Genomic DNA, 13,181 nt, shown 5'->3' with positions numbered 1-13,181 from the left:
TTCGCTTTCGGCTTTTTTGGAGGGGTTTATAACCATCTAATGAGGAATCGGATGATAGGATGGTTCCAGCGGTGTATATTGCCAAGTGGGGGCGATAAGAACTAAAATAAAGGAGAGTACGATGATAAAACATGGTTGAGTGTGGAAAAACGATGGCGAGCGATGTGAGGAGATACTCTCCTGTACGCTTCAATGAGACGCAACAAGAAAGGAAACCAGGAGGCTTTTAACATGAACAAGCAATCAATCACCGATGTGGATGTTCGAGGCAAGCGGGTATTTTGTCGCGTCGATTTTAATGTACCATTACAAGACGGGCGGGTCACGGATGATACACGAATCAAAGCTGCCGTGCCTACCATTGACTACTTACTTCAAAATGGGGCCAAGGTGATTCTAGCCAGTCACTTAGGGCGTCCGCATGGAAAAGTAGTGGAAGAGCTTCGCTTAGACCCCGTGGCCAAACGTTTATCTAACCTGATCGGCATTACGGTGGCGAAGGCAGATGAAGTGGTAAGCGAAGAAGTGGTTAAATATGTGGGCAACATGAAGGAAGGGGACGTTTTTCTTTTGGAAAACCTCCGTTTCCATCCAGGCGAAGAGGCAAATGATGCACAGTTAGCGAAGCAACTGGCTCAACTTGCCGATTTGTATGTAAATGATGCCTTTGGTGCGGCTCATCGTGCACACGCTTCCACGGAAGGTATTACGCATGACCTGCCTGCGGTAGCTGGATTTTTGATGCAGAAAGAGTTAGAAACACTCGGACGAGCACTCGTGAAACCAGAAAGGCCGTTTACGGCAATTATTGGCGGTGCCAAAGTAAAAGATAAGATTGATGTGATCGAACATCTGCTCGATTCTGTGGATCATCTGCTGATCGGTGGAGGTCTGGCCTATACTTTTATTCGAGCGCAAGGTTACGAGATCGGTCAATCTTTGTTGGAAGAGGATAAGGTGGAACTAGCCAAGCGTTTTATTCAGCAAGCGGAAGAAAAAGGTGTTCAACTTCTTCTGCCGACAGATACGGTAGTGGCTGATCGCTTTGCGGAAGATGCGGTTGCTGAGGTCGTATCCGTACGTGATATCCCTCATGATAAACAAGGGTTGGATATTGGACCCGACACCTGCGCGCGCTTTGCCGAAGTGATTGGGTCTTCCCAGCTGGTGATATGGAACGGGCCGATGGGGGTATTCGAGTTTGACCGCTTTGCGCAAGGAACGTTCGCAGTGGCGCAAGCGTTAGCAGATACCGATGCGCTCACCATCGTCGGCGGTGGCGACTCGGCAGCAGCCATCGAGAAGGCAGGATTGGCAGAGCGTGTCGATCACGTATCCACCGGTGGTGGAGCGTCGCTGGAGCTGATGGAAGGAAAAGATCTTCCTGGTGTGGTTGCACTATCTGACAAGATTGAATAACAACAGGGGTGAGAGCATATGCGCACACCAGTGATAGCTGGTAACTGGAAAATGCACAAAGACGAAGAAGAAGCAGTCCGTTTTTTACAAGCATTCGATGCAGCAGCGCTGCCATCCAATGTAACGGTGGTGCTCTGTGCCCCCTATCTCGCTTTAAGTGCACTGGTTAAGGCGTCAAATGGCAGTTCGGTGGGTATTGGCGCGCAAAATATGCATTGGGAAGCTGTAGGGGCTTATACAGGAGAAATTAGTGCGGGCATGCTCGTACAGGCTGGTGTTCAGTATGTGATCCTTGGTCATTCTGAACGTCGAGCGTATTTTGCTGAAACCGATGAAACGGTGAATCAAAAAGTGAAAACAGCGTTAGCGAATAACTTAACCCCTATCGTATGTGTAGGGGAGTCGCTGGCGGAGCGTGAAGCGGGACAGACGAATGAAGTCGTCACCCGCCAGGTGCTGCAAGCTTTAAAAGGAATATCTTCGGACAAGTTGAAGGGCATCATCCTTGCCTATGAACCCGTATGGGCGATTGGGACGGGGAAAGCTTCCTCGCCTGCACAGGCGGGCGAAGTGGTGTCTGCGATTCGGAATACGGTGGGCGAAGGACTGGGTGAGGAATCGAGGGACGCTGTTCGCATTTTGTACGGTGGAAGTGTGAAGGCGGAAAATATCGCTTCCTACATGTCAGAGACGGATATTGATGGCGCACTCGTCGGGGGTGCCAGCCTCGATCCGGAAAGCTTTTTGCAATTGGTCCAAGCCAGCCGAGGGAGGGATAATAGATGAAGCGACCCAAGCCTGTTGCTTTAATCATCCTCGATGGATTTGCGCTACGAGAAGAAGCTCATGGCAATGCGGTTGCGCAAGCAAATAAGCCTCGTTTTGATCAGCTGTGGAACGAATACCCACATACCAAGCTACAAGCGAGTGGGGAGGAAGTGGGACTTCCTGCTGGACAGATGGGCAACTCGGAAGTAGGCCATCTCAATATTGGTGCCGGTCGCGTAGTTTATCAGGATCTCACTCGGGTGAGCCATGCGATTGAGACAGGAGACTTCTTTCGCAATGAGGAGTTTTTGCTGGCGATGAAGCAGGTGAAGGAGAAGCAGAGTCAACTTCACCTGTGGGGGCTACTCTCCGACGGCGGGGTTCATAGTCATATGGATCACCTCTATGCGTTGCTCCGCTTGGCGGCGCAAGAGGGACTGGAAGAAGTTTATATCCATGCTTTTATGGATGGGCGTGATGTCGCCCCCACCAGTGGTGCGAATTACTTACAGGAATTACAAACGGAGATCGAAAAAATTGGTGTGGGTAAAATCGCTACCATACATGGTCGCTATTATGCGATGGATCGTGATCAACGCTGGGAGCGAGTAGAGAAATCATACCGCGCACTCGTTTCAGGTGAAGGAGAGACTACATACGATCCTGTGAATGCGATGAGAAAAGCTTATGACGAAGGGATTTATGACGAGTTTTTGGAACCGACCGTCGTGGTGGATGAAGCCGGCCAACCACTTACCCATGTGAAAGACAATGATGCGGTCATTTTCTTTAACTTCCGTCCCGATCGAGCGATCCAGCTCTCACAAGCTTTTACTTCTCCTTCCTTTACGGGATTTGATCGAGGAGAAAACCATCCGCAGTCGCTCTACTATGTTTGCTTGACGCATTATAGTGAAACAGTACAAGGAAGAGTGGCGTTTGCACCAGAAGAGCTGTCCAATACCTTTGGTGCAGTGGTCTCTCAAGCAGGATTGACGCAGCTTCGCATTGCAGAGACTGAGAAATATCCGCATGTCACTTTCTTTTATAACGGAGGAAGAGAAAAACCATTTCCCCATGAGGAGCGCATCTTAATTCCTTCGCCGAAAGTGGCTACTTATGATCTTCAGCCAGAGATGAGCGCATACGAAGTAACGGCTCGTTTGGTAGAGGAGATTGAAGCAGAGAATCACGATGTGATTATCTTAAACTTTGCCAATCCGGATATGGTGGGTCATTCAGGCAAGCTGGAACCGACAATTGCAGCCGTCGAAGTGGTGGATGAGTGCCTAGGGAACGTGGTGGATGCACTTATTGCTAAAGAAGGGGTTGCCATGATTATCGCTGATCACGGCAATGCTGATCAGGTGTTGGATGACGATAATCAGCCGGTCACTTCCCATACGACTTTTCCCGTCCCTTGTATTGTGACAGATCAATCGGTTCGCTTACGAGAGGGTGGGATTTTAGCAGATGTTTCTCCTACTTTACTTCAGCTATTAATGATTGAACAACCCAAAGAAATGACAGGAAAATCGATGATCAAACCAAGAGTATAGGGGGCTTTAATAGTGACAACTATTATCGATGTATACGCACGCGAAGTGATTGATTCACGTGGAAATCCAACTGTTGAGGTCGAAGTGATTCTGGAATCGGGTGCCATGGGTCGAGCGATTGTTCCTTCTGGAGCCTCTACGGGTGCCTATGAAGCGGTCGAATTACGTGATCAAGGGGATCGCTATCTGGGTAAAGGGGTCCTACAAGCAGTACAAAATGTAAATGATGTGATCGCGCCTGTGCTCGTTGGTTTGGATGCGGTAGAACAAGTTCAGATCGATCATGTTTTAATCCAATTAGATGGAACGGATAACAAGGGGAAACTAGGAGCGAACGCGATTTTGGGTGTCTCGATGGCGGTTGCTCGTGCCGCAGCAGATGCACTGGAGATTCCTTTATACCGGCATGTTGGAGGAATCAATGCCAAGATGCTACCTGTACCGATGATGAACATCTTAAATGGCGGGGAACACGCCGATAACAATGTGGATATTCAAGAATTTATGGTGATGCCAGTGGGAGCCGAAACCTTTCGCGAGGGGCTCCGCATGGGCGTTGAAGTTTTTCACCATCTAAAGAAAGTACTATCGGAACAAGGATTGGCCACAGCGGTAGGAGATGAAGGAGGGTTCGCGCCAAATCTTTCTTCCAACGAAGAGGCTTTGCAAACGATTGTCACCGCCATTGAACGTGCGGGCTATACCCCAGGAGAAGAGATTTTACTCGCGTTGGACGTGGCAGCGACCGAGCTTTATACAGATGGGAACTATCATTTTGCTGGAGAAGGGATTCAGCGCACCACGGATGAGATGGTTACTTTCTATGAAGATTTGGTATCTAAATACCCGATCGTTTCCATTGAAGATGGATTATCCGAAGACGATTGGGAAGGGTGGCAAGCACTTACCGCTCGACTGGGTCATAAAGTACAGTTGGTAGGCGATGACCTCTTTGTGACCAACACAGAGCGACTGGCACAGGGAATTGAAAAAGGCGCCGGCAATTCTATCCTCGTCAAAGTAAATCAGATCGGTACGCTGACTGAAACGATGGAAGCAATTGAAATGGCGAAGAAAGCGGGTTACACGGCGGTCATCTCTCATCGCTCGGGCGAGACGGAAGATACCACGATTGCGGACCTGGCTGTTGCGGTTGGAGCTGGTCAAATCAAGACAGGGGCACCATCACGTACGGATCGGGTGGCAAAATATAATCAGCTCCTGCGGATTGAAGAAGAATTGGATGTGTCGAGTGAGTTTCCAGGAAAAGCAGCTTTTTATCAGCTACAGGGGCTAGAATAACACGACCATTTATAGAGATAAATGCTACAAGAAAGAGCCGTCTGCTTTTTAGCAGACGGCTCTTTCGTTCTTTATTTATCTTTGTACAGTCCATGCGATTTTTCTCTTTTGGACACTTATTTTAGGATAGTGTTAGCTTTGCTGCTTGTTTTTCTTTCTACCCATCAATACTTCATACACAATCGGTACGATAACCAGGGTGAGCAAGGTGGAGCTGGTTAATCCGCCAATAACGGTAACGGCTAAGTTTTTCGAGATAAGCCCGCTTCCTTCCAAGCCAAACGCCAAAGGCAGTAAGGCACCAACGGTAGCGATTGCGGTCATGAGGATGGGGCGTAGACGTGTGATTCCTGCTTCGATGAGTGCCTCGCGTGTAGAGAGTCCTTCTTTTTCTTTGTGAATGACACGGTCAATCAAGACAATGGCGTTGGTTACCACAATCCCGATGAGCATCAAGGAACCGATCAGAGTAGAGACACTAATGGTCTCTCCAGCAATCCAAAGGCCAATTAATCCACCGATAATGGCAAATGGAAGGGAGAACAAGATAGCGAAGGGTGCTTTCCCACCACCAAACGTGATCACCAGAATCAAGTAGATGATAGCGATGGCGGCCAGCATGGCTAGCGCTAGTTGGGAAAAGGATTCCTCAATGTCTTCTGTTACTCCACCATAGCCAACCGAGATGCCGTCAGCCAATTCCAGCTCATCAATCGCCGTACGAATTTTTGTGGAGCTTCCAGAGACATCATTGCTCTTGGCTTCCATCGTGACAGTCGCACTTAATTTTCCGTCCTGACGAGTGATGGTATCAACCGCTTTCCCCTCTTTAATTTCTACTACATCTTTTAAGGGTACTTCTACACCAAGTGGAGAAAGGATCTTGGTATTTTCCAAGTCTTTCTTTTTATCATACGTTTGGTTCTCAATAGCAATGTAGACATTCATCTGCTCCTCCCCTTGTGTATAGGTGAGCAGTGGCGTATTCTCTTGCATGGGACGTAAGGTCATGGCAACCTGACCGGCTGTTAACCCATATTGACTTAGTTTCTCACGATCGGGTATCAATGTGTATTGATCATACGACTCGGATAAACTGGAATCTACATTTTGTACAGCATCTGTATCTTTGACGGTTTTCATAATCTCTGATACTGCCGTACGGATATCCGACATTTCTTCTCCAAATACATCAACTTGAAGCTGATTGCTGTTGCCCGTGGCGCCAGCAGATTCTTGCGATTCCCATGTTCCGGGATCTTCTCGTTCTTCCAATTGCTCGAGGACCGTCTCTTTTTCTTCGCTGAATTTTTCTACATCGTCCTCGTAACTGACAAAAAACATCGCCTGATTATTGGCTGCAGGGTTCATTGGGTTTTCTCCACCGACAGAGTACTGAATGAACTCTACTCCTGCCCGTTTATCAAAGAACTCTTGTGCAGACTCTGCTATTTCTTCGACACGGTCGATGGTTTGTCCGGGATCGGGATCAAAGGTAACAATGATCATTTTTTCTTCATCGGGTGGTAGGAAGCTGACACCGATGACGGGAACCAGACTAAAGCTACTAGCTAATAAAACGACTGCTAACCCTACTGTGATCCACTTATGATTTAGTGTCCAGGTAAGCAACTTTTTATAGCCATTAGTTCCCCTGCCTATTTTCTTTTTCTTACTCTTGGCAGGTTGATGGGTAGGGTTAGCTAAATCCTTTTTAAATAAGGAGTGTGCAAACATGGGGACTACCGTAAGAGCAACGATAAGAGAAGCGGTTAAAGCAAAGACAACAGTGAGCGCGAACGGTAGGAAGATTTCGCCCACGGGTCCTTCTACCAAACCGAGCGGAATAAAGACAGCTCCAGTAACAATAGTAGAAGATAAAACAGGTGTGAGCATTTCCCTTGTTGCTTCCTGTACCAACGCTTTTCCGGTCAGCTTCTCGCTAGGGTCTGTCATTCTGCGGAAGATATTTTCGATGACCACAATCGAATCATCGACGACGCGACCGATTGCGACGGTCATCGCGCCCAAGGTCATGATGTTGAGTGTGATATCCATCTGCTTCAAGATGAGTAATGCCATAACCAATGAGAGTGGAATGGAAATGACGGAAATGAGTGTTGCTCGTACATTGCGCAAGAAGAGCATAATGATAAGGAAAGCAAACACGGCGCCAACCAAGGCCTTGCTGAGCATGGTGCCGATTGACTCTTCTACCGGCTCTCCCTGATCAAAAACATTAAAGGTTTCTAGTCCATCAATTTCTTGCTCCAGTTGTTTCAGTTCTTCTTTTAAGGCGTTAACCACATCGACCGTATTAGCATCCGCTGTTTTCATCACTTGGATGCTAACGGACTCTTTGCCATTGATACGAGAGATCGATTCGGCTTCCGCTACTTCTTCCACTGAGGCAATCTCTTTTAATTGGATAACTGGTAGTTGAGGTGGTCCTTCGGTCGGTTGTGTAGTCATCTGGCTACTACTTGGACTCGTGGTAGAGGGGCTTGTCCCTTCGGATGGAATGACAGGGATTTTTAGTTCCTTTAGCTCATCCAGATTGTGAACCTCGCCGCTCACTTCAACAACTTTTTCGCTGTCCCCAAATTGAGTGATGCCAAGGGGATAGCTGTTAGCGGAGGATTGAATGAGTTGATTAACACTTTCTTTATCTAGCCCATATGCTTGTAGTTTCTCTTGATCATAGGTGATTTCTACCTTTTTAATCTGTTGCCCTGCGATCTCAACGGAGGAAACGCCATCGATACCAGCTAAATCTGGGACGATGTCTTCCTCGACAATCTGGGTCAACTCTGCGGTGGAAGCCTCATCGTTGGCCACGCTTAAGGCCATGATGGGGAACATATTGGTACTTATGCGGCCCACTTCAGGCTCTTCTACTCCAGTAGGTAAGGAGAAGTTATCCACTGCTTCCTGTACTTCCTCTTCTGCTTCATCCATGTCTTTATCAAAGTTGTATTGTATTTGAATGACAGAAACACTGGAATATGTAGAGGATGTAACCATCTCCACGCCGGCTTGTTGGGAGACCCTTTCTTCAAGTGGTTCGGTAACCGTGGTGGCGACTTCGTCGGGAGAAGCGCCGGGAGCCATCGTTTGAATGGTGACGATGGGGGCATTGATATTTGGAATCATTTCCATCTTCATTGTAAAGCCGGAATACAATCCGGCGATCGTAACAATGATCGTCATGAGCCATAAGGCAAACTTATTGTTCAAACAGAAATCAATAATTTTCTTCAAAAGATGTCGACCTCCTTTATTTAACTGCTTCATTACGAAGGATGAAACGATGTGAAGACAAAAAGTTTTTCTAAAGAGTAAGAGAGATCCCTGATGGAAGGAATTTCTTCTTTCGAACCAAATCGGTTATGACTGACTGGTCATATAATGATTAATCTATCGGATTGCTGGACAAACTTCAACCCTAGAACCGGGAAGTTCAATTTTTAGTCATAATAGAAGAATGCAAGAGTTGAAATCTTTATATAGATAGGTGACTGAGACAATGCTCAAAAAATCGATCCCATCCTGACGTTTTGATATGATAGAATAATAAAAAGTGACCGGTCGTTCAGAAAGAAGGTGGATAACATGAGTAAAAATCAAGAAAAAAAACAGCAAATCATTGAGAAAGCAATGAAGCTGTTTGCGCAGAACGGGTTTGAATCGACCTCAATCAGAGAAATAGCAGAAGCAAGTAGTATTTCTAAAGGAAGCTTTTATCTATATTTCCTCTCTAAAGAAGATTTGATGCTGTCCATTCTTAAACATTACTCGGAGATTATTGAGCAAAATATGGAGCAATGTATGGATGATACACTATCTGCGCGGGAAGTCTTTCGCAGGCAGTTGCAGGTGCAGTTTGAGGAACTGTATGCCCACAAAGACTTCATTGTTCTTCATATTAGGGAACACAGCTTCCCTGTCCACAATGATGCTGTCAAGACCTACTTGATTAAATTGGCATATGAAGTTCATGATTGGTTCCGTTCTTCTCTATTAAACATTTATGGTGAGAGTACGAAGCCGTACGTGTTTGATTTGGTTTTGATCACCAATGGAATGATAGAGGCCTATATGAAGGCAATGGTAGTAGAGGGGAATCACTTCGATTTGGAAAAGCTATCCCAGTTCCTGGTTCAACGGATTGACGATATTGTGGCTGGGCTTGTGCAGAAACAAGATGAGCCTATGATGGATGAAGGGAAATTTCGAGGAATATTTGGCGGATGTCAAGAATTTGCTGACCAGAAGAAACGGCAAGCATGGGAGTGTTTGCTTTCGATGAAAACACATATTCAACAGGCAGAGTGGGATCCACTTGTGAAGGAAGAACACCTGGAGTCTATTCATTTTCTGCTATCAGAATGGGAGAAAAAGGAGCCGCGCAAAGTCATCTTGCGGGGGATGCTGAGTAGTTTGCATCGTGTAAAGGAACTGCGAAAAGATTGTGAAAGTATTGCAGAAAGTCTGCAAATCGACTTATATTAAATGGCCTTTAAGAAATGAGCATAGAAACGTAAAAGCTGATAGCGCGCGTGCAAGCAACCTGTCTGTCTATATTGCAAAATGCCTGAAATTGTGTTAGATTAAGCAGTATGAGTATGTCTGGGGGTGGAACGGTTGGCATTAGCAGCAAAGATTGTGTTAACGATTGTTAGTATCGCATTAATCGTCGCCGTTTTGTTACAATCAGGGAAAAGCGCTGGGTTATCCGGTGCGATAGCCGGTGGAGCAGAACACCTGATGGGGAAAAGCAAGGCACGAGGCATTGATGCGCTTCTTAACAAAGTGACGATTGCTTTAGCTACTATATTTATGTTGATGGCGATTGTCGTAGGTTTCTTTGTGTAACCATATACCGTGGATGGGAAACAGCGGGAGAGATCCGGCTGTTTTTTTGTATCGGAAGAAGTTTACGTACTTAAAAATAGTGGAAGGAAGAGAAGAAGATGAAGACAGTGACACGTTCGACGGAACCTTTTTTTTATTCTGGTGGGAAAACGGGTATCCTATTGGTACATGGTTTTACGGGTTCCCCTTCAGAATTGCGTCCCTTGGGAGAGTATCTGCACCGTGCAGGGTATACCGTTCACGCTCCATTGTTGGCTGGACACGGTGTATCGCCGGAAGAGATGGCGAAAACCGGTTGGCAGGATTGGCGACAAAGTGTAATCGAGGGATATGAGCGATTGTGGGAACAAGGCGTGGAGCAAGTAATCGCATGTGGGTTATCGATGGGAGGAGCTCTTGTGCTTAACCTCGCCCGCGAAAAGCCGATCGACGGTGTGGTTTCGATGTGCGCGCCCGTATGGGTGCAGGATCGGCGTGCCCCATTGGCGACCCTTTTTCACCGGTTGGTTCCATTTCAGCCCCGTGGAGGAGGGAAGCCTGCGCATATTGAACGCCATCTAGTCCCATACGATCGGACACCTCTGAAATGTGTCGCAAGTTTACGGAAGTTCATTCGCCATGTACGTCGCCATCTACCTGAGGTGGAGGTACCTGCATTGGTGGTACAAGCACGTCAGGATGAAACGGTGAGACCGGAGAGTGGCCAGTATATATATGATCATATTCGTTCGCAGAATAAAACATTAAGCTGGTATGAAAAATCTTCTCATATTATTACTGTTGACCGTGAACGTAAAGAATTATTTCAGGAGATAGAAAGCTTCATCCAAGAGGTTTTAAATACAAAAAGTAAACATCAAAAAGAAGACGAAAAGAAAGAAAGGAGAGAATGATGATTACAGAACAAGAGTTGTTAGAGTTTATGCGTAAACAAGCGTATAAACCGATGTCCTTTTCCGAGTTAGCGGAGAGATTAGTGGAGGAAGATGAACAAACGGGTTTTCAAGAATTACTTGATCATTTGGAGCAAGAGGGCTTGATCGTCAAAACACGGGCCCAGCGTTACGGTGTGCCCGAAAGGCTTAACTTGGTACGTGGTACTTTGCAAGGGAACTCGAAAGGGTTTGGCTTTGTCTTACCCGATCTTCCGCAGTTTACGGATGTGTTTATTCATGCGAATGACCTAGGGGGTGCCATGGATGGTGACCTGGTATTAGCGCGATTACACGGAAAGAGCAAGCAAGGAAGACGTGCTGAGGGGGAAATCGTGCGTGTCGTGAAACGTGCACGTGAAGAAGTAGTGGGCACATTTTATCAAGCGTCCAAGTACTTTGGGTTTGTAGTGCCGGATGATAAGCGCCTGTCCTCTGACGTTTTTATCCCGCACGAGTCACAAAAAGGGGCTACCGATCGGCAAAAAGTAGTGGCTCGCCTCACCTTTTACCCACAGGGGAGAAAAAGTGCGGAAGGGGTTATCACAGAGATTATCGGTCACAAGGATGACCCAGGAGTAGACATTTTATCGATTGTCCGTAAGCATCAGTTGCCGGAATCTTTTCCGGAAGAAGTTTTGCGAGAGGCAGAGGACGCAGCCGATTCGATAGATGAGAGTCAATTGGAAGGACGACGAGACCTAAGAGAGCGAACCATGGTAACCATAGATGGTGCCGATGCGAAGGATTTAGATGATGCGGTATCGGTTGAGGCGCTGGAAAATGGACATGTGCGATTAGGTGTTCATATTGCAGACGTTAGTTTTTATGTACAGGAAGGAAGCGCGTTGGATGAAGAAGCGTCGAGACGAGGGTGTAGTGTCTATCTCGTTGATCGTGTCATTCCGATGTTGCCACCACGCCTGTCTAATGGCATTTGTAGCTTGAATCCACAAGTGGATCGCCTCACCATGTCGTGTGATATGGAGATCGACTCTAGTGGAGATGTGGTCGATTATGCGATCTATCCGAGCGTCATTCGGACAAATGAGCGGATGACCTACTCAGATGTGAAAAGCATCCTGGTAGATGGCGACCCGCAGCTGATTGAGCGCTACGCCTTTCTCATTGACGACTTTCGACGAATGGAGGAACTTGCCCTAACCTTGCGTGCAAAACGGATGAGACGTGGCGCCATTGATTTTGACTTTACAGAAGCCAAGATTCTCGTAGACGAAGCTGGCAGTCCGACCGATATCGTGCCACGTCCGCGCTCGATTGCTGAACGCATGATCGAAGAATTTATGCTAATTGCCAATGAAACGGTAGCGGAACACTTTTTTAAGCAGGAGGTTCCTTTTGTGTACCGTATTCATGAACAACCCAAGCAGGAGAAATTGCAGTCGTTAGCGGAGTTTGTTACTCACTTCGGATATCAACTGAGAGGGAAAACAGACGATATTAGTCCGCGTGCCCTGCAGGACTTGTTAGAAGAAGTGGCACATACACCAGAAGAACCTGTGATTAGTAAGGTGATGCTGCGCTCGATGCAACAAGCCAAATACTCGCCAGACTGCGTAGGACACTTTGGTTTAGCGGCAAAGTATTATTCTCACTTTACTTCGCCGATCCGTCGTTATCCAGATTTGATGATCCATCGCATCATTCGTGAAGTCGTGACAGGAAATGGTCTGTCTCCGCAAAGAAAAGCCCAATATCATGGGGTATTACCAGAGATGACGGAACAATCGTCACGGCGCGAGCGGATTGCCATCGATGCGGAACGGGAGACGGATGACTTAAAGAAGACGGAGTTTATGATGGACAAGGTTGGTGAAGAGTTTGATGGAGTGATTAGCAGTGTCACCTCCTTTGGCCTGTTCGTTGAACTTCCCAATACGATTGAGGGTTTAATCCATGTTAGTTACATGACCGACGATTACTACCATTACAATGAACAAAACTATTCTCTCATGGGAGAACAATCTGGAAAGGCGTTCCATATGGGGGATGACGTTCGAGTGCGTGTCATGGGCGTCGACTTAGAAGAACGGAAAATTAACTTTGAATTGGTAGAAAGTGAGAGTGGACAGCCGCCACAAAAAAGACAGCGGAAGCCGAGACAGGAAGGAAGAGGATCCAATTCAAACCGGCGTAAGTCGAGGGCAAAGTCCGAAGGAGGAGCCAAGGCGTCCACAGAGAAGTCGAAAACGAAGTCTGGTAAGCGGGCGCAAGGAAAGCCTCACAAACAGAAACCGCATAAGAAAAAGAAAAAGCGGACGAAAAAGGTGAAAAGCTCTTCGCTCAAGCATTGACGTTTATCAGC

Annotated in this window: 9 protein-coding genes; 8 read left to right on the top strand and 1 reads right to left on the bottom strand. The window is 46.9% G+C overall.

Annotated features, from left to right (window positions below; all coding sequences use genetic code 11):
* The first annotated feature begins 231 nt into the window (after positions 1-231).
* The 4 genes from AC6RGY_RS08330 to eno are packed head-to-tail and all read left to right on the top strand — an operon-like array spanning position 232 to position 5,048.
* Positions 232-1,419 carry a phosphoglycerate kinase gene (locus AC6RGY_RS08330; protein ID WP_499861707.1) on the top strand — a complete coding sequence of 396 codons (1,188 nt, stop codon included), beginning with the start codon at positions 232-234 and terminating at the stop codon, positions 1,417-1,419.
* Positions 1,420-1,437: 18 nt separating this feature from the next.
* On the top strand, positions 1,438-2,205 hold the full coding sequence (gene tpiA / locus AC6RGY_RS08325) for a triose-phosphate isomerase (protein WP_499861703.1): 768 nt from the start codon (positions 1,438-1,440) through the stop codon (positions 2,203-2,205).
* Entirely contained in the window at positions 2,202-3,746 is a 1,545-nt protein-coding gene (gene gpmI / locus AC6RGY_RS08320) for a 2,3-bisphosphoglycerate-independent phosphoglycerate mutase (protein ID WP_499861700.1), read from the top strand. The genes tpiA and gpmI overlap by 4 nt, the downstream gene beginning before the upstream one ends.
* 12 nt (positions 3,747-3,758) lie before the next feature.
* Positions 3,759-5,048, top strand: a complete 1,290-nt coding sequence (gene eno, locus AC6RGY_RS08315; protein WP_499861698.1) for a phosphopyruvate hydratase — start codon at positions 3,759-3,761, stop codon at positions 5,046-5,048.
* Between the two features lie 132 nt (positions 5,049-5,180).
* On the opposite strand, the gene AC6RGY_RS08310 is transcribed toward eno, so the two are convergent.
* Positions 5,181-8,309: an efflux RND transporter permease subunit gene (locus AC6RGY_RS08310; protein WP_499861696.1), complete on the bottom strand. Its 3,129-nt coding sequence runs from the start codon at positions 8,307-8,309 to the stop codon at positions 5,181-5,183.
* A 351-nt stretch (positions 8,310-8,660) separates the two neighbouring features.
* On the opposite strand from AC6RGY_RS08310, the gene AC6RGY_RS08305 reads away from it, so the two are divergent.
* From AC6RGY_RS08305 to rnr, 4 genes are all read left to right on the top strand, one after another.
* Positions 8,661-9,560 carry a TetR/AcrR family transcriptional regulator gene (locus AC6RGY_RS08305; RefSeq protein WP_499861694.1) on the top strand — a complete coding sequence of 300 codons (900 nt, stop codon included), beginning with the start codon at positions 8,661-8,663 and terminating at the stop codon, positions 9,558-9,560.
* A 132-nt stretch (positions 9,561-9,692) separates the two neighbouring features.
* Positions 9,693-9,923: a preprotein translocase subunit SecG gene (gene secG / locus AC6RGY_RS08300; protein ID WP_499861691.1), complete on the top strand. Its 231-nt coding sequence runs from the start codon at positions 9,693-9,695 to the stop codon at positions 9,921-9,923.
* A gap of 98 nt (positions 9,924-10,021) precedes the next feature.
* Positions 10,022-10,816 carry an alpha/beta hydrolase gene (locus AC6RGY_RS08295; protein WP_499861687.1) on the top strand — a complete coding sequence of 265 codons (795 nt, stop codon included), beginning with the start codon at positions 10,022-10,024 and terminating at the stop codon, positions 10,814-10,816.
* Positions 10,816-13,170, top strand: coding sequence for a ribonuclease R (gene rnr, locus AC6RGY_RS08290; protein ID WP_499861682.1), 2,355 nt, complete (start codon positions 10,816-10,818; stop codon positions 13,168-13,170). The genes AC6RGY_RS08295 and rnr overlap by 1 nt, the downstream gene beginning before the upstream one ends.
* The last annotated feature ends 11 nt before the right edge of the window (positions 13,171-13,181 follow it).

The organism is Mechercharimyces mesophilus (genome assembly GCF_059818345.1).
This window is presented reverse-complemented; position numbering and strand designations above follow the sequence as displayed.